The organism is Streptomyces sp. HUAS TT11 (genome assembly GCF_051553595.1).
GTDB lineage: Bacteria > Actinomycetota > Actinomycetes > Streptomycetales > Streptomycetaceae > Streptomyces.
Genome location: NZ_CP196184.1, coordinates 1,589,914 through 1,606,382, shown reverse-complemented (window position 1 = coordinate 1,606,382; position 16,469 = coordinate 1,589,914). Strand labels below are relative to the sequence as shown.

Below are 16,469 nucleotides of genomic sequence, written 5' to 3'. Positions count from 1 at the left end.
GCCCTGTGCCTCAGCGGCGGCCGTTCTTCGGGTCGAGGAGACCCGCGCGACGCAGGGCGTCGGCCATCGCACTGTTGGCCGGCGGGGGTGCCTGCCGGGAACCGCCGCCCTGCCGGGAACCACCGCCCTGCCGGGAACCACCGCCCTGCCGGGAACCACCGCCCTGCCGGGAACCACCGCCCTGGCGGGGCTGCCGCTGCTGCGGGGCACGCCCGCCGCGCTGCTGGCGGCCCCCGCCACCGTCGTTCTGCTGCGGAACGGCCTCGTCGTCCAGACGCAGCGTCAGCGAGATCCGCTTCCGCGGGATGTCGACGTCCAGGACCTTCACCTTGACGATGTCACCCGGCTTCACCACGTCCCGCGGGTCCTTGACGAACGTCTTCGACATCGCCGAGACGTGTACGAGGCCGTCCTGGTGGACGCCGACGTCGACGAAGGCGCCGAAGGCGGCGACGTTCGTGACGACGCCCTCCAGGACCATCCCGGACGACAGGTCGGAGATCTTCTCCACGCCCTCCTTGAAGGTGGCCGTCTTGAAGGCGGGCCGCGGGTCGCGTCCCGGCTTCTCCAACTCCTTGAGGATGTCGGTGACGGTCGGCAGACCGAACGTCTCGTCCACGAACTCGGACGGCTTCAGCGAGCGCAGCACACCCGTGTTGCCGATCAGCGAGGCCACTTCCTGGCCCGAGGTCTTCACCATGCGGCGGACGACCGGGTACGCCTCCGGGTGCACGCTGGAGGAGTCCAGCGGATCGTCACCGCCGCGGATCCGCAGGAAGCCCGCACACTGCTCGTACGCCTTGGGGCCGAGCCTCGCCACGCCCTTCAGCTGCGAGCGCGAGCTGAACGGCCCGTTGGAGTCGCGGTGGGCCACGATGTTCTCCGCGAGTCCGGAGGAGATGCCGGACACCCGGGCGAGCAGCGGAGCCGAGGCCGTGTTGACGTCCACACCCACGCCGTTCACACAGTCCTCGACCACCGCGTCCAGCGAACGCGACAGCTTCACCTCGGACAGGTCGTGCTGGTACTGGCCGACGCCGATGGACTTCGGGTCGATCTTCACCAGCTCGGCCAGCGGGTCCTGGAGGCGGCGGGCGATGGAGACCGCGCCGCGCAGCGACACGTCCATGTCCGGCAGTTCCTGGGAGGCGAAGGCCGAGGCCGAGTACACCGACGCGCCCGCCTCGGACACCATCACCTTGGTGAGCTTCAGCTCCGGGTGCTTGCCGATGAGTTCGCCGGCGAGCTTGTCCGTCTCACGGGACGCCGTGCCGTTGCCGATCGCGACCAGTTCGACCGCGTGCTCCTTGGCCAGGCGGGCCAGCTTGGCGATCGCCTCGTCCCACTTGTTGGCCGGCACGTGCGGGTAGATGACGTCCGTCGCGACGACCTTGCCCGTCGCGTCCACCACGGCCACCTTGACACCGGTACGGAATCCGGGGTCCAGGCCCAGCGTCGCGCGTGTGCCGGCCGGGGCCGCGAGCAGCAGGTCGCGCAGGTTCGCGGCGAAGACCACCACCGCCTCGTCCTCGGCGGCCGTGCGCAGCCTGAGGCGCAGGTCGATGCCCAGGTGCACGAGGACACGGGTGCGCCATGCCCAGCGGACCGTGTCCGTCAGCCACTTGTCGGCGGGCCGGCCGCGGTCGGCGATCCCGAACCGGTTCGCCACGATCCCCTCGTACGAGGACGGCCCCTCCGTCGCCTCCTCCGGTTCCAGGACGAGGTCGAGGACCTCCTCCTTCTCGCCCCGGAGCATCGCGAGGATGCGGTGCGAGGGCAGCTCGGTGAACGGCTCGGCGAAGTCGAAGTAGTCGGCGAACTTGGCGCCCGCCTCCTCCTTGCCCTCCCGCACCTTGGCGGCCAGGCGCCCACGTACCCACATGCGCTCGCGCAGTTCGCCGATCAGGTCGGCGTCCTCGGAGAACCGCTCGGTGAGGATCGCCCGCGCGCCGTCGAGCGCGGCCTGGGGATCGGCCACCCCCTTGTCGGCGTCGACGAAGGCGGCGGCCGCGGCGAACGGTTCGACCGCCGGATCGCCCAGCAGCCCCTCGGCCAGCGGTTCCAGACCCGCCTCACGGGCGATCTGCGCCTTGGTGCGCCGCTTCGGCTTGAACGGCAGGTAGATGTCCTCCAGGCGCGCCTTCGTCTCGGCGCCCCGGATCCGGGCCTCCAGCTCCTCGGTGAGCTTGCCCTGCTCGCGCACCGACTCCAGGATCGCCGTGCGCCGCTCCTCCAGCTCCCGCAGATAGCGCAGCCGCTCCTCGAGCGTGCGCAGCTGCGCGTCGTCGAGCATCTCGGTCGCTTCCTTGCGGTAGCGGGCGATGAAGGGCACCGTCGAGCCGCCGTCGAGCAGCTCGACCGCGGCCTTCACCTGCCGCTCCCGTACGCCGAGCTCCTCGGCGATCCTGCCTTCGATGGACCCTACGAGGGGTGTCGTCACGATCCCGTACCGCCTTCTCCACTGAGGTTGCGCGGCAATTGTGGCAGGTCGCACCGGCAACGGGGGATCAGGGCGGGGGCCCTGGCGGTTCCGGGTCGCGCAAGGCGGCCGCCGGGGCCCCACCGCCGCGTGCGAACAGCCGCTCAGGCCCGGCGGGCACCGCCCCGCGCCGAGCCCGACGCCGCGCCGAAGAGCCTGGCCAGAGCCCTGAAGGGCAGGGCCACCAGTGTGCCAGGCGCGCCGCCGATCCGGCGCAGTGCACCCGCGAGCGCAGGGAACACGTCTTTCCCCTTTCCTCGTCCCGGCGTGTCCGCCGGGACGAGGTCCGGGTACCTCATCCCTTGCCGATCATGTCCGGGGGGAAGGCTCCCGCCGCGAACGCCCTGGCGAGGAAATCCCCGGCCAGCTCCGTGAGCCGTGCGACGCCCGCGGCACCGAGGTGCTCGTAGGGAGCCCGGTCGAGTCGGTCGGTCTCCACCTCGATCTCCTTGCGCAGCGCGGTGCCCGTCGCGGTCAACCCGCCGTCCGCGTCGAGCAGCCCGCGCTCGCGCAGCCGGCCGGATGCGGCCTCCCAGTCCTCCCTGCTCCAGCCCCGGGTGGCCAGCGCCCACTTCGGCGCCATGCCCTTGCCCGTGGCGGTGTGCGTCACCAACGCCTCCAGCGGGCCGAGTCCGGCGTCCAGCAGCACCGCGAGATGACCGTCTCCACGGTGTTCGCGCAGCAGCGTGGCCGCGTGCCAGAAGGCCAGATGGGGTGCGTCGGGCACGGGCAGAGCGGCGTGTGCGGCGTACAGCGGGCGCGCCTGCGGGGTGCACGCCTGCGTCGCGCGCAGCGCGAGTTCCGCGGCCTCGGCCATCTCCTCGGCGGCGACGGCCTCCTCGCCGAGCAGCCGCCTCAGTGTCGTGTCGACGGCACGGGTGCGGGCCGCGAGGACCACCGGGGCGGGCGCGGTCTCCCAGACGGCGGGCACATGCCGTGCCACCGTCTCGGGGCGGAAGTTGTAGAACGTCGCCGTCACGACGCCCGCGCCGACCGGTCCCATCGCGGCGGCCCGCACCGCGAAGTAGGCGGCCCTGCGGTCCTCGATCCCCACTGCGGTCAGTTCCCGTTCCAGATCAGGTGAGAAGTAGTGCGTCGAGTGCAGCGGGTTGATCAGGTTGTGGCAGCGCCGCCCAGCGCGCTCGGGCAGGGGAATCGTCATGGCCCGTACGTTACCGACTGGTCGGTACGCAGGGAACGGCAGCACGCACGATGGCAGGAAAGGTGGGTTGCTCGTCGTTGCGGACATCTCGCCGTCCGCCAAGAATCGATGCCATGCGCACCCTGCTGGTCGTCCTCTTCGACGAGGTGCAGAGCCTCGACGTCACCGGGCCGGTGGAGGTCTTCGCGGGAGCCGAAGCCTGCTGCCCCGGGACGTACCGCCTCGTCACGGCCTCCCTGGACGGTGCCCCCGTCCGCTCCTCCAGTGGTCTGACGCTCGTCCCCGACCTCGCACTCGCCGACGCGCCGGCTGCGGACATCCTGCTCGTCCCCGGCGGCCGGGGCACCCGGAGCCCGGACCCGCGCCTGGTGGACTGGCTGTGCGAGCACGGCCGGGGCGTCGGCCGCCTGGTCTCCGTCTGCACCGGGGCGATCCTCCTCGCCCGCGCGGGACTTCTGAACGGCCGCCGTGCGACCACCCACTGGGCGTACTGCGACACCCTGGCGCGCCATCACCCGGAGATCGACATCGATCCCGACCCCATCTATGTGCGCGACGGGCATGTGGCCACCTCGGCCGGTGTCACCTCCGGCATCGACCTCGCTCTCGCGCTCGTCGAGGAGGACCTGGGGCGCGAGACCGCACTGACCATCGCCCGCCACCTCGTCGTCTTCCTGCGCCGCCCCGGAAACCAGGCCCAGTTCAGTGCCCAGCTCGCCGCCCAGACCGCCCGGCGCGAGCCGCTGCGCGAGGTCCAGCAGTGGATCACCGAGCACCCGGGGGACGACCTCTGCGTCGAGTCGCTCGCCGCCCGCGCCCGGCTCTCGCCCCGCCACTTCGCCCGTGCCTTCCGGGCCGAGACCGGGACGACACCGGGACGCTTCGTGGACCGGGTCCGCCTGGAGCACGCCCGACGGCTCCTGGAGGACACCGCGGACGGCGTCGAGGAGATCTCCCGGGCCAGCGGCTACGGCACCCCCGAGGCGATGCGCCGCGCCTTTGTGAAGGCCCTCGGCGCCGCCCCGGCGGAGTACCGCCGCCGCTTCCGTCCGGTGCCCGCCCACTGACCGCCTCCGACCGCACGACCACCCATCGAGACCGAAGGGATGCACATGCAGATCGCCATCGTCCTCTACGACCGGTTCACGGCCCTCGACGCCGTGGGCCCGTACGAGACCCTCGGACGGCTCCCCGACGCGGAGACCGTCTTCGTCGCCGAGCGGACCGGGCCCGTGCGCAGCGACACCGGAGCGCTCGCTCTCACCGCCGACAGAACCCTGAAGGAGGTGCCCGCCCCGGAGATCTTGGTCGTCCCGGGCGGACCCGGCCAGAGCGCGCAGATGAAGAACGAGGCACTGCTCGACTGGTTGCGCTCCGCCGATGCCACCAGCACCTGGACGACGTCGGTGTGCACCGGCTCGCTGCTGCTCGCCGCCGCCGGCCTCCTCCAAGGGCGCCGCGCCACCTCGCACTGGCTGGCCCTGGACGCCCTCGGCCGGTTCGGTGCACAGCCCACGGGGGAGCGTGTCGTGTTCGACGGCAAGTACGTCACCGCCGCCGGCGTCTCCTCGGGCATCGACATGGGGCTCACCCTGGTCGGCCGTGTCGCGGGTGACGAGCACGCCCAGGCCGTGCAGCTGCTGACCGAGTACGACCCGCAGCCGCCCTACGACGCGGGGTCCCCGCACAAGGCGCCCGCGCACCTCGTCGAGGAGTTCCGCGCGAAGAGCCGCTTCATCCTGACGTAGTCCAGGTGAACCGCGGCTCTCTGCGCTCCAGGAACGCGGCGACACCCTCCGCGGTGTCGCCGCTGCCGCGTGCCTGGTCGGCCCAGTGGGCGTCCCGGTCCGTGCGGCCGTTCGCGAACTCCTTGGCCGCGGCCTGCGTCAACTGCGAGCGGGACGCCAGCACCCGGGTGAACTCGGCGACGCGCTTGCCGAGTTCGCCCTCGGCCGTCACCTCGTCCAGCAGGCCCGTGCGCAGGGCCCGCGCCGCGTCGATCAACTCGCCGGAGAACAGGAGGTACTTGGCCGTACCGGGGCCGACCAGCGACACCAGCCGCCGGGTGGAGGAGGCCGGATAGACGATCCCCAGCTTCGCCGGCGTCACGCCGAACAGCGCACCCTCCTCGGCGAACCGCAGATCGCAGGCCGCCGCGAGCTGCGACCCGCCGCCCACGCAGTGCCCGCGGATCGCCGCGAGGGTCGGCTTCGGGAACGCGGCCAGCGCCTCCTCGGCCAGCACGGCCAGCGTCTGCGCCTGCTGCGGCGAGCCCCGCAGTGTGGAGATGTCGGCGCCGGCGCAGAACGTTCCGCCCTCGCCGGTGAGCACCAGCACCCGGACGGCCGGATCGGCGGCCATCGTGTCGAGGAGCGGGGGCAGCGCCTCCCACATGCCGGCCGTCATGGCGTTGCGCTTGGCCGGGTGGTGGATGACGACGGTCGCGACCCCGTCGCCGACGCGGTGCAGCAGCTGCGGCTCCATACGCGGGATGCTATCCGCAGCCGCCCGACGCGCGACGGGGAAGGCCTCGCACACCGACAGGAGGGCGGGGTGGAACCCGTACAACCCGAAGAGTTCGGAAGTCGGCGACAACAAGGACAGGACCGATCACTCGGGCGACGGCGTCATACGGCAACGGTCATATGTCGTCGATAACCGCTGACTTCTGTTCAGTCATTCGGGACGGACCAGCGCATTCCCAACACTCGACGTGTGGTGACAATCGAGCGCAAGGGTGGCGACCGGACGATGGAGAACCGAGGGCGAGGGTCTGGCCCACGCCCTGAAGGCGGGGGAATTGCGCCGGACGGTCGCGCGGCACCGGGGCCGCTGCCGTACGAGGGGGTGTGGCGGTTCACTGCGGCCGCGGTGGACGCCTCGGTGCCGCAGGCGAGGCACGCCGTTCGAGATCTGCTCGCCCGGCAGGGCGTGCCCGTGTCGGACGACACGGTGCAGGCGTTGTTGTTGATCGTGTCCGAACTGGTCACCAACGCGGTACGGCATGCGGCGCTGCTGTCGCCGACGCTCGCCGTGGAGGTCGCCGTCGGCCCGGAATGGGTGCGGGTGTCGGTGGAGGACGAGCATCCCTACCGGCCGAGTGCCCTGGAGGCCGACCACGGCCGGACGGGCGGCCGGGGGCTGCTCCTGGTCCGGGAGATCACCAGGGAGTCGGGCGGGGTCTGCGACGTCGAGCACACGGCGAGCGGCGGCAAGGTGATCTGGGCCGCCCTGCCGCTCAAGCACCCGGGATTCGTGTGAGGAGGCGCCGCAGGGCGCGGACCGCATGAGTCCGTCCGGCCGGTGCTGCCGGACGGACCCGCGCGGTCACCAGCCGGCGGACGGCTGCGTCAGTTCCCGGATCGCCGGACGCGCCGCGTCCAGGACCGTCATGAACCACGACGAGAACGTGTCCTTGGCGTGCCGCTCCGCAAGTTCCCCGGCGGTCACGAACGCCGTCGCCCCCACCTCTTCCGGGTCCGGCTTCAGGGGCGACTGCACCAGACCGACGAACAGGTGGTTGTATTCCTGCTCCACCAGGCCCGAGTCCGGGTCCGGGTGGTTGTATCGGACCGTGCCCGCCTGCGCCAGCAGCGACGGGGAGACGCCGAGTTCCTCGAAGGTCCGCCGGGCGGCCGCCGCGAACGGCGCCTCGCCCGGGTAGGGGTGACCGCAGCAGGTGTTCGACCAGACACCGGGGGAGTGGTACTTGCCCAGCGCCCGCTGCTGGAGCAGCAGCCGCCCCTGCTCGTCGAAGAGGAACACCGAGAAGGCCCGGTGGAGCCGGCCCGGCGGCTGGTGGGCGGAGAGCTTCTCCGCCGTGCCGATCGTGGTGCCGTTCTCGTCGACGAGCTCCAGCAAGATGGCCTCGGCGTTGCCGTTCGAGGAACGGTGCGTCGCGCTGGCAGGTGTGATCGGCATACCCATCCTTCGCATTGGTTGTCCAGCCCCAAGTCTGCCGTACGAATCCGGCACTCCCGGCACTTCGTGCCCCCCCCCGCATGTCCCGCCGCGGCCGTCCGCACGGGGCCCGTACGCCCCCCGGAACGGACGCCGTGAGCGGCGGGACACCTGATCGTGTCCGCTCTCCGGGAGGGGCACCGCCCCGCCGGGACGCCGCTCCCCGGACGGGCACCGCCCGGATGCGGGCCGTGCCCGGGCCCCTGCATCACCCGCACGTGTCGTGCCGCGCCCCCGCGGCGGGGAGCGCACCGGCACGGCGCGTACCGCGCGGGTGCCCAGCTCAGTCGCGGCGCGCCTCCGGATGGTGCAGCAGCCAGCCGCGCCATGCCGACTCCACCATCTCGCGCACCCCGCGCCGGGCGCTCCAGCCCAGCTCCCGCTCGGCCAGCGCGGCCGAGGCGACCGCACAGGGGGCGTCACCGGGACGGCGCGGCTCGACGACCGCGGGCGTCAGGTCCCCGGTCACCTCGCCGATGAGGTCCACGAGTTCGCGCACCGACACGCCCTCGCCGCGCCCGATGTTCACGGTCAGATCACCGCTCGCACCGGCGGCGAGCCGCTTGGCGGCGGTGAGGTGCGCGTCGGCGAGGTCCGCGACGTGGATGTAGTCGCGCACACACGTGCCGTCCGGCGTCGGATAGTCGTCGCCGAAGATCCGCGGGGCCTCGCCCCGGGTGAGCCGGTCGAAGACCATCGGCACCACGTTGAAGACACCGGTGTCGGCCAGCTCGGGCTCGGCGGCGCCCGCCACGTTGAAGTACCGCAGGCACACGGTCGCGATGCCGTGCGCCCGGCCCGCGGCCCGCACCAGCCACTCGCCGGCGAGCTTCGTCTCGCCGTACGGGCTCATCGGGGCGCAGGGGGTGTCCTCCGAGATGAGGTTCACATCCGGGTTGCCGTAGACGGCGGCGGACGAGGAGAACAGGAACCGCTCGATCCCCGCCCCGGCCACGGCCCCCAGCAGCGTCGCCAGACCGCCCACGTTCTCCTGGTAGTAGCGGACCGGGTCGGCCACGGACTCGCCGACCTGCTTGTGCGCGGCGAGATGGACCACACCGGTCACCGCGTGCTCGGCGAGAACGCGCTTCAGCAGCTCACCGTCCAGCGCGGAGCCCTGGACCAGGGGGATGTTCTCCGGGAGGCGCGCCGGCACGCCGGCCGAGAGGTCGTCCAGGACGAGCACGCGCTCACCGTCCGCGGCCATCGCCCGTGCCACATGCGCCCCGATGTATCCGGCCCCGCCGGTGATCAGCCATGTCATGGCCCCTCACCCTATGCCCGTCGGGCGAACGGGCTCCCGGTAGGGACCGCGGTGGAGGGTCTCTCCTCGGAGGATCAGAGGAGTGGAAGACCCCGTTCCCTGTGCGATGGGGCGAACATCGCGTGGCCCGGCGAGTGGGATGCCGGGATTGCATGGTTCTGGGGTCATGGTTTGTGACGCGTGCGTCCGATCCCTGATGATGATCGCGGCGGTGGCGATGCAGACCGGGTTGATCGGTCCATGAACGGCCGGTGAACACCGGCTTCCAGGCATCCGATAGCCTCTGCCGACATGCCGCCCGGCCCCTGCCCGGGTGTCCCACACCACACACATGTCCGACGCCTGCGGGTGCCGGACCCCAGGGAGTGAGTTCGTCTGTCGACCGCCATCCTCACCGGTCAGCCGGTCCCCGGATCGTCGCTCGAGGGCGATCTGCGGTCCCTCGGCTTCGACGTGCGGGTCGCCGCCGACGCCGGTGACGCCGAGACACTCCTCGCCGCCGTACCGGCGGACCAGCGGGTCGCCGTCGTCGACGCCCGGTTCGTGGGCCATGTGCACGCGCTGCGCCTCGGACTCACCGACCCCCGCTTCCCGGCCGCCGCGGTGCCCGGCGCCGTCACGGTCCAGCCCTCCGCCCGCCAGGCGCTGACGCGCGCCCTGGCCCGCGAGAACTCCGCCGCGATAGGCAGGGTGTCCGCCCGGCCGCCCGCCGGGTCCGAGCAGGCGGATGCCCCCACCCTCACCGGCAGTCTCGCGGAGCGGGTCACCTCGGCCCTCGGCGCCGACGAGGTCACCGTCCACCGTCCCGAGCTCGGCACGCTGGTCGCCGCCGTCCCCGCAGACCCCCAGTCCCGCAACGAGGCCCGCCAGGCGGTCGCGTCCGTCGACGACGAGGCGGTACGCCTGCGCAGCGCCGTCAAGGCCCGCGACGGCTTCTTCACCACGCACTTCATCAGCCCCTACTCGCGTTACCTCGCCCGCTGGTGCGCCCGGCGCGGTCTCACCCCGAACCAGGTCACGACCGCCTCCCTGCTCACCGCTCTGATCGCGGCGGGCTGCGCGGCCACCGGGACGCGCGGCGGTTTCGTCGCCGCGGGCGTCCTGCTGATCTTCTCCTTCGTCCTCGACTGCACCGACGGCCAGCTCGCCCGCTACTCGCTGCAGTACTCCACGCTCGGCGCCTGGCTGGACGCCACCTTCGACCGTGCGAAGGAGTACGCCTACTACGCGGGACTCGCCCTCGGTGCCGCCCGTGGCGGCGACGACGTCTGGGCGCTCGCGCTCGGGGCGATGATCCTGCAGACGTGCCGGCACGTCGTCGACTTCGCGTTCAACGAGGCCAACCACGACGCGACCGCCAACACGAGCCCCACCGCGGCCCTCTCCGACCGCCTCGACAGTGTCGGCTGGACCGTCTGGGTGCGCCGGATGATCGTCCTGCCGATCGGTGAACGCTGGGCCATGATCGCCGTCCTGACGGCCGCGACCACGCCCCGCATCACGTTCTACGCCCTGCTCGTGGGCTGCGCCTTCGCCGCCACCTACACCACGGCGGGCCGTGTGCTGCGCTCCCTGACGCGCAGGGCCCGGCGCACCGACCGGGCGGCGCGCGCGCTCGCCGATCTGGCGGACAACGGTCCGCTCGCCGGGGCCGTGGCCGGATGGCGCGACAGGAACCCGCGCATGCGTCTCGGTTCGTCCGTGCTGCTCGCCGCGATCGGCGTCGCGGCCCTCGCGGCGGCCCTCCTCACGGGCAACCACTGGGCCGCCGTCGCCGGGGCCGTCGTTTATGCCGCAGCCTCCGGTCTGGCCCTGTCCAAGCCGCTCAAGGGTGCCCTGGACTGGCTGATCCCGCCCTTCTTCCGCGCCGCCGAATACCTCACCGTGCTGGTGCTGGCCGCCGAATCCAAGGTGAACGGAGCGCTTCCGGCAGCTTTCGGACTGGTGGCGGCGGTCGCCTACCATCACTACGACACGGTGTACCGCATCCGCGGCGACGCCGGCGCGCCGCCGCACTGGCTGGTGCGCGCGATCGGGGGGCACGAAGGGCGGACGCTGCTGGTCACGGTCCTGGCCGCGGTGCTCGCCGCGGACGGGTTCACGCTCGCGCTCACGGCTCTCGCCGGCTACGTGGCCCTGCTGGTGCTCGTCGAGAGCATCCGCTTCTGGGTGTCCGCCCACAAGGGTGGCGCGCCCGCCGTACACGATGAAGGAGAACCCGCATGATCGGCCTCGTGCTGGCGGCCGGCGCCGGACGGCGTCTGCGCCCCTACACCGACAGCCTGCCCAAGGCGCTGGTGCCGGTGGGGCCCGCGGGCATAGAGGAGGGACCCACGGTCCTCGACCTCACCCTCGGCAACTTCGCCGAGATCGGTCTGACCGAGGCCGCGATCATCGTCGGCTACCGCAAGGAGGCCGTGTACGAGCGCAAGGAGGCCCTCGAGCGCCGTTACGGCCTCAAGCTCACCCTCATCGACAACGACCGGGCCGAGGACTGGAACAACGCCTACTCCCTGTGGTGCGGCCGCGACGCCCTCCGGGACGGTGTGATCCTCGCCAACGGCGACACCGTGCACCCGGTCTCCGTCGAGCACACGCTGCTGGCCGCCCGCGGGGACGGCAAGAAGATCATTCTCGCCCTCGACACGGTGAAGAAGCTCGCCGACGAGGAGATGAAGGTCGTCGTGGACCCCGACAAGGGCGTCCGGAAGATCACCAAGCTCATGGAGCCCGCCGAGGCGACCGGCGAGTACATCGGGGTCACGCTCATCGAGGGCGAGGCCGCCGCGGAGCTGGCCGACGCGCTGAAGACGGTGTGGGAGACCGATCCCCAGCAGTTCTACGAACACGGCTACCAGGAGCTCGTGAACCGCGGCTTCCGGATCGACGTCGCGCCGATCGGGGACGTTCCGTGGGTCGAGATCGACAACCACGACGACCTGGCCCGGGGACGGGAGATCGCGTGCCGGTACTGACGAGGCTCATCCCCTCGCCGGTCGTCGTCGACATCCGCCCCGGTGCCCTCGACGACCTGGCGAACGTGCTCGCGGACGAGCGCATCTCACACTCGGGCAAGCTGGCCGTGGCGGTGAGCGACGGCTCGGGCGCGCGTCTGCGCGAGCGGCTGGCCCCCAGCCTGCCCGGCGCCACCTGGTACGAGGTCGACGGCGGCACGCTCGACGACGCCGTCAGGCTGGCGGGCGACATGAAGGCCGGCCACTACGACGCACTGGTGGGCCTGGGCGGCGGCAAGATCATCGACTGCGCCAAGTTCGCCGCCGCGCGTGTCGGCCTGCCGCTGGTCGCCGTCCCCACGAACCTTGCGCACGACGGACTGTGCTCCCCGGTGGCGACCCTCGACAACGACGCGGGCCGCGGCTCGTACGGCGTGCCGAACCCGATCGCCGTCGTCATCGACCTGGACGTCATCCGCGAGGCCCCGGCGCGCTTTGTGCGCGCGGGCATCGGCGACGCCGTGTCCAACATCTCGGCGATCGCGGACTGGGAGCTGGCCAACCGCGTCAACGGCGAGAAGATCGACGGTCTCGCCGCGGCGATGGCCCGGCAGGCCGGTGAGGCGGTGCTGCGCCACCCGGGCGGCATCGGCGACAACGACTTCCTGCAGGTGCTGGCCGAGGCCCTGGTCCTCAGCGGTATCGCCATGTCCGTCTCGGGCGACTCCCGGCCGTCCTCCGGAGCGTGCCACGAGATCAACCACGCATTCGACCTGCTGTTCCCCAGGCGCGCGGCCGCGCACGGCGAGCAGTGCGGACTGGGCGCCGCCTTCGCGATGTACCTGCGCGGAGCCCACGAGGAATCGGCCTATATGGCCCGGGTGCTCCGCCGGCACGGTCTGCCCGTGCTGCCGGAGGAGATCGGCTTCACGGTGGACGAGTTCGTCCAGGCCGTGGAGTTCGCCCCGCAGACCCGGCCCGGCCGCTACACGATCCTCGAACACCTCGACCTGAAGACCGACCAGATCAAGGACACCTACGCCGACTATGTCAAGGCCATCGGTAGCTGAACTCCGCCCCGTCGTCCACCCGGCTGGGGTGAAGGACCGGCGCAGCGGTGAGCACTGGGCGGGACGCCTCTACATGCGGGAGATCTCGCTGCGCGTCGACCGCTACCTGGTGAACACCAGGGTCACGCCCAACCAGCTGACCTACCTGATGACGGTCTTCGGCGTCCTCGCCGCCCCGGCCCTGCTGGTGCCGGGCGTGGCGGGGGCGGTGCTCGGTGTGGTGATGGTCCAGCTCTACCTGCTCCTCGACTGCGTCGACGGTGAGATCGCGCGCTGGAAGAAGCAGTTCTCGCTCGGCGGGGTGTACCTGGACCGGGTCGGCGCGTATCTGTGCGACGCCGCCGTGCTGGTCGGTTTCGGCCTGCGCGCCGCCGACCTGTTCGGCTCCGGGCGGATCGACTGGCTGTGGGCCTTCCTGGGCACCCTCGCCGCGCTCGGCGCCGTCCTGATCAAGGCCGAGACGGACCTGGTGGGGGTCGCCCGGCACCAGGGCGGTCTGCCGCCGGTCAAGGAGGCGGCGTCCGAGCCGCGCTCGTCCGGCATCGCGCTGGCCCGCAGGGCGGCCGGGGCGCTGAAGTTCCACCGCCTGGTCCTCGGCATCGAGGCGTCCTTGCTGATCCTGGTCCTGGCCGTGGTGGACGAGGTCCGGGGCGACCTGTTCTTCTCCCGGCTCGGTGTGGCGGTGCTGGCGGGCATCGCGCTGCTGCAGACGGTCCTGCACCTGGTGTCCATCCTCGCCTCCAGCAGGCTGAAGTGAGCGGCACCATAAAGGTCGGGGCCGTCATCATCACGATGGGCAACCGGCCGGCCGAGCTCCGGGCCCTGCTGGACTCGGTGGCCAAACAGGACGGCGACCCCGTCGAGGTCGTCGTGGTCGGCAACGGCTCGCCCGTGCCGGACGTCCCCGACGGCGTCCGCACGGTGGAGCTGCCCGAGAACCTCGGTATCCCCGGCGGCCGCAACGTGGGCATCGAGGCCTTCGGCCCCGGCGGCAGCGATGTGGACGTGCTGCTCTTCCTGGACGACGACGGCCTGCTCGCCTCGCACGACACCGCCGAGCTGTGCCGGCTGGCCTTCGCGGCCGATCCGCGGCTCGGGATCGTCAGCTTCCGCATCGCCGACCCCGACACCGGCGAGACCCAGCGGCGGCACGTACCACGACTGCGCGCCTCGGACCCGATGCGCTCCTCCCGGGTCACCACCTTCCTGGGCGGGGCCAATGCGGTCCGTACGAAGGTGTTCGCCGAGGTGGGCGGTCTGCCGGACGCGTTCTTCTACGCCCACGAGGAGACGGACCTGGCCTGGCGGGCCCTGGACGCGGGCTGGATGATCGACTACCGGTCGGACATGGTGCTGTACCACCCCACCACCGCGCCCTCCCGGCACGCGATCTACCACCGCATGGTCGCCCGCAACCGGGTCTGGCTCGCGCGCCGCAACCTGCCTGTCGTCCTCATCCCCGCCTACCTGGGCGTGTGGCTGCTCCTGACGCTGCTGCGGCGCCCCTCGCGGGCCGCCCTCCAGGCCTGGTTCGGCGGGTTCAGGGAGGGCTGGACGACCCCGTGCGGCCCCCGGCGGCGCATCAGGTGGCGCACCGTGTGGCTCCTCACACGACTGGGCCGTCCCCCGGTGATCTGACAAGCTCGAGGGAAGGAATGCAGCGGGCGGGACTCTCACCCCCGGTTCCCACCCGTGCGCGGCACGGCCGCGCATCCCTCGAACGGAGAGCTTGCCGATCTGTGAGCGAGACAACGCGTGACGGCAAAGTGGCGGTGAGTGCCCACCCGTCGTCCGACGACGGGCTGACCGCGACCGAGCTGGCCGCCAAGTACGGACTCTCGGTCAGCGGGGCCCGGCCCGGGCTCGTCGAGTACGTCCGGCAGCTGTGGGGGCGGCGTCACTTCGTCCTCGCCTTCTCCCAGGCGAAGCTCACCGCCCAGTACAGCCAGGCCAAGCTGGGCCAGTTGTGGCAGGTCGCCACCCCGCTGCTGAACGCCTGCGTGTACTACCTGATCTTCGGCCTGATCCTGAAGGTCGGCCGAGGCATGCCGCACGGCACGTACATCCCGTTCCTGGTGACCGGGGTGTTCGTCTTCACCTTCACCCAGAGCTCGATCATGGCCGGGGTCCGGGCGATCTCCGGCAATCTCGGGCTGGTGCGCGCCCTGCACTTCCCCAGAGCGGCGCTGCCCGTCTCGTTCGCCTTGCAGCAGCTCCAGCAACTGCTGTTCTCGATGATCGTGATGTTCCTGGTGGTGGTGGGGTTCGGCAGCTATCCGCGGCTGCCCTGGCTGCTGATCGTGCCGGTGCTGGTGCTGCAGTTCCTCTTCAACACCGGCCTCGCGCTGATCGTGGCCCGGCTCGGTGCCAGGACCCCGGACCTGGCCCAGCTGATGCCGTTCGTCCTGCGTACCTGGATGTACGCCTCCGGTGTCATGTTCTCCCTGCACCACATGCTGGCCGGACGCCCCGAATGGGTCATCCGCGTGCTCCAGGTGAACCCGGCCGCCGTCTACATGGACCTGATGCGTTTCGCGCTCATCGAGGGCTACGGTTCCGAGAACCTTCCGCCGCACGTCTGGGCCGTCGCGCTGTTCTGGGCCGTCGTCGTCTTCGGGGGCGGGTTCGTGTACTTCTGGAAGGCGGAGGAGAGGTACGGCCGTGGCTGAGCGGAACACCGGGGCCAGGGTGCCCACCGTCATCGCGGACGAGCTGCACATCGTCTACCGCGTCAGCGGCGCCAGGACCGGCAGGGGCAGTGCGACCGCCGCGCTGCGCCGCATCCTCGAGCGAGGCGAGGAGCGCGGTGTGCGCAAGGTGCACGCGGTCAAGGGCGTGTCGTTCGTCGCCTACCGGGGCGAGGCCATCGGGCTGATCGGTTCGAACGGCTCCGGCAAGTCCACCCTGCTGCGGGCCGTCGCCGGTCTGCTGCCCGCCGAGCGGGGCAGGGTCTACACCGACGGCCAGCCCTCGCTGCTCGGCGTGAACGCGGCGCTGATGAACGACCTGACGGGCGAGCGGAACGTCATCCTGGGCGGCCTCGCGATGGGGATGACCCGGGAGGAGATCAAGGCCCGCTACCAGGAGATCGTCGACTTCTCCGGGATCAACGAGAAGGGCGACTTCATCACGCTGCCGATGCGCACCTACTCCTCCGGCATGGCGGCGCGGCTGCGCTTCTCCATCGCGGCCGCCAAGGACCATGACGTCCTCATGATCGACGAGGCGCTCGCCACCGGTGACCGCAGGTTCCAGATGCGCTCGGAGGAGCGCATCAGGGAGTTGCGCAAGGAGGCGGGCACGGTGTTTCTGGTCAGTCACAACAACAAGTCCATCCGGGACACCTGCGACCGCGTCCTGTGGCTCGAGCGAGGTGAGCTGCGGCTGGACGGTCCGACCGAAGACGTCCTGAAGGAGTACGAGAAGTTCACCGGTACGTGACCCGTTCTGCCCAGGGCCCCGCCGGAACGTTCCGGCGGGGCCCTGCGTCTGCAAAGGATGTGCCAAGTCTGTTTGCGCTTAGGAATCTTGCTGCCAATCGGTGTGTTGTTGTGATGTGCAGGACACCCCGACGAACCCC

16 protein-coding genes are annotated in these 16,469 nt (G+C 71.5%); 10 read left to right on the top strand and 6 right to left on the bottom strand.

Translation table 11 applies throughout. From position 1 onward, the window contains the following. Positions 1-10 precede the first annotated feature (10 nt). The 3 genes from ACSHXN_RS07500 to ACSHXN_RS07490 form a co-directional block, all read right to left on the bottom strand. Positions 11-2,440: a Tex family protein gene (locus ACSHXN_RS07500; RefSeq protein ID WP_356114761.1), complete on the bottom strand. Its 2,430-nt coding sequence runs from the start codon at positions 2,438-2,440 to the stop codon at positions 11-13. Between the two features lie 143 nt (positions 2,441-2,583). Further along, positions 2,584-2,721 (bottom strand): LPFR motif small protein, encoded by a 138-nt coding sequence (locus tag ACSHXN_RS07495; RefSeq protein WP_356114760.1) that lies wholly within the window; start codon positions 2,719-2,721, stop codon positions 2,584-2,586. A gap of 53 nt (positions 2,722-2,774) precedes the next feature. Further along, positions 2,775-3,641 carry an SCO6745 family protein gene (locus tag ACSHXN_RS07490; protein WP_355139887.1) on the bottom strand — a complete coding sequence of 289 codons (867 nt, stop codon included), beginning with the start codon at positions 3,639-3,641 and terminating at the stop codon, positions 2,775-2,777. A 113-nt stretch (positions 3,642-3,754) separates the two neighbouring features. Here ACSHXN_RS07490 and ACSHXN_RS07485 point away from each other — a divergent pair, with 113 nt between their 5' ends. Both ACSHXN_RS07485 and ACSHXN_RS07480 read left to right on the top strand, forming a co-directional pair. Beyond that, the gene (locus ACSHXN_RS07485) at positions 3,755-4,708 is read left to right on the top strand and encodes a GlxA family transcriptional regulator (protein WP_438302824.1); all 954 of its coding nucleotides are present in this window, start codon (positions 3,755-3,757) and stop codon (positions 4,706-4,708) included. Between the two features lie 45 nt (positions 4,709-4,753). Beyond that, entirely contained in the window at positions 4,754-5,389 is a 636-nt protein-coding gene (locus ACSHXN_RS07480; protein ID WP_355139891.1) for a DJ-1/PfpI family protein, read from the top strand. Here the strand turns inward: ACSHXN_RS07480 and ACSHXN_RS07475 are convergent. Next, a complete protein-coding gene (locus ACSHXN_RS07475; protein ID WP_355139893.1) occupies positions 5,376-6,125 on the bottom strand; it encodes an enoyl-CoA hydratase/isomerase family protein in 750 nt (249 codons plus the stop codon). The two genes, ACSHXN_RS07480 and ACSHXN_RS07475, sit on opposite strands and share 14 nt — an antisense overlap. Before the next feature lie 267 nt (positions 6,126-6,392). On the opposite strand from ACSHXN_RS07475, the gene ACSHXN_RS07470 reads away from it, so the two are divergent. After that, positions 6,393-6,902: an ATP-binding protein gene (locus ACSHXN_RS07470; protein ID WP_355139927.1), complete on the top strand. Its 510-nt coding sequence runs from the start codon at positions 6,393-6,395 to the stop codon at positions 6,900-6,902. A 66-nt stretch (positions 6,903-6,968) separates the two neighbouring features. On the opposite strand, the gene idi is transcribed toward ACSHXN_RS07470, so the two are convergent. Together idi and galE are read right to left on the bottom strand one after the other, a co-directional pair. Further along, complete coding sequence (gene idi, locus ACSHXN_RS07465) at positions 6,969-7,562, bottom strand: isopentenyl-diphosphate Delta-isomerase (protein ID WP_355139895.1); 594 nt, start codon at positions 7,560-7,562, stop codon at positions 6,969-6,971. Positions 7,563-7,884: 322 nt separating this feature from the next. After that, positions 7,885-8,865 carry a UDP-glucose 4-epimerase GalE gene (galE, locus tag ACSHXN_RS07460; protein WP_355139897.1) on the bottom strand — a complete coding sequence of 327 codons (981 nt, stop codon included), beginning with the start codon at positions 8,863-8,865 and terminating at the stop codon, positions 7,885-7,887. A 375-nt stretch (positions 8,866-9,240) separates the two neighbouring features. Here galE and ACSHXN_RS07455 point away from each other — a divergent pair, with 375 nt between their 5' ends. The 7 genes from ACSHXN_RS07455 to ACSHXN_RS07425 all read left to right on the top strand — a co-directional run bounded on the left by ACSHXN_RS07455 (position 9,241) and on the right by ACSHXN_RS07425 (position 16,330). Then, a complete protein-coding gene (locus ACSHXN_RS07455) occupies positions 9,241-11,091 on the top strand; it encodes a DUF5941 domain-containing protein (protein ID WP_438306437.1) in 1,851 nt (616 codons plus the stop codon). Then, entirely contained in the window at positions 11,088-11,840 is a 753-nt protein-coding gene (locus ACSHXN_RS07450; protein ID WP_355139899.1) for a phosphocholine cytidylyltransferase family protein, read from the top strand. The genes ACSHXN_RS07455 and ACSHXN_RS07450 overlap by 4 nt, the downstream gene beginning before the upstream one ends. Beyond that, positions 11,828-12,889, top strand: coding sequence for an iron-containing alcohol dehydrogenase family protein (locus tag ACSHXN_RS07445; RefSeq protein WP_355139901.1), 1,062 nt, complete (start codon positions 11,828-11,830; stop codon positions 12,887-12,889). The genes ACSHXN_RS07450 and ACSHXN_RS07445 overlap by 13 nt, the downstream gene beginning before the upstream one ends. Then, positions 12,867-13,646 carry a CDP-alcohol phosphatidyltransferase family protein gene (locus tag ACSHXN_RS07440; RefSeq protein WP_355139903.1) on the top strand — a complete coding sequence of 260 codons (780 nt, stop codon included), beginning with the start codon at positions 12,867-12,869 and terminating at the stop codon, positions 13,644-13,646. The genes ACSHXN_RS07445 and ACSHXN_RS07440 overlap by 23 nt, the downstream gene beginning before the upstream one ends. Before the next feature lie 8 nt (positions 13,647-13,654). Further along, positions 13,655-14,527: a glycosyltransferase family 2 protein gene (locus ACSHXN_RS07435; RefSeq protein ID WP_355139931.1), complete on the top strand. Its 873-nt coding sequence runs from the start codon at positions 13,655-13,657 to the stop codon at positions 14,525-14,527. 101 nt (positions 14,528-14,628) lie between these two features. Beyond that, entirely contained in the window at positions 14,629-15,558 is a 930-nt protein-coding gene (locus ACSHXN_RS07430; RefSeq protein ID WP_355139905.1) for an ABC transporter permease, read from the top strand. Then, on the top strand, positions 15,551-16,330 hold the full coding sequence (locus ACSHXN_RS07425) for an ABC transporter ATP-binding protein (RefSeq protein ID WP_355139907.1): 780 nt from the start codon (positions 15,551-15,553) through the stop codon (positions 16,328-16,330). The genes ACSHXN_RS07430 and ACSHXN_RS07425 overlap by 8 nt, the downstream gene beginning before the upstream one ends. Positions 16,331-16,469 lie beyond the last annotated feature (139 nt).

What these genes read in the sequence shown, in the direction of transcription:
- ACSHXN_RS07490 (WP_355139887.1), bottom strand. Translation starts at nt 3,641, where the DNA reads ATGACGATTCCCCTGCCCGAGCGCGCTGGGCGGCGCTGCCACAACCTG.
- ACSHXN_RS07485 (WP_438302824.1), top strand. Translation starts at nt 3,755, where the DNA reads ATGCGCACCCTGCTGGTCGTCCTCTTCGACGAGGTGCAGAGCCTCGAC.
- ACSHXN_RS07480 (WP_355139891.1), top strand. Translation starts at nt 4,754, where the DNA reads ATGCAGATCGCCATCGTCCTCTACGACCGGTTCACGGCCCTCGACGCC.
- ACSHXN_RS07475 (WP_355139893.1), bottom strand. Translation starts at nt 6,125, where the DNA reads ATGGAGCCGCAGCTGCTGCACCGCGTCGGCGACGGGGTCGCGACCGTC.
- ACSHXN_RS07470 (WP_355139927.1), top strand. Translation starts at nt 6,393, where the DNA reads ATGGAGAACCGAGGGCGAGGGTCTGGCCCACGCCCTGAAGGCGGGGGA.
- idi (WP_355139895.1), bottom strand. Translation starts at nt 7,562, where the DNA reads ATGCCGATCACACCTGCCAGCGCGACGCACCGTTCCTCGAACGGCAAC.
- galE (WP_355139897.1), bottom strand. Translation starts at nt 8,865, where the DNA reads ATGACATGGCTGATCACCGGCGGGGCCGGATACATCGGGGCGCATGTG.
- ACSHXN_RS07450 (WP_355139899.1), top strand. Translation starts at nt 11,088, where the DNA reads ATGATCGGCCTCGTGCTGGCGGCCGGCGCCGGACGGCGTCTGCGCCCC.
- ACSHXN_RS07440 (WP_355139903.1), top strand. Translation starts at nt 12,867, where the DNA reads ATGTCAAGGCCATCGGTAGCTGAACTCCGCCCCGTCGTCCACCCGGCT.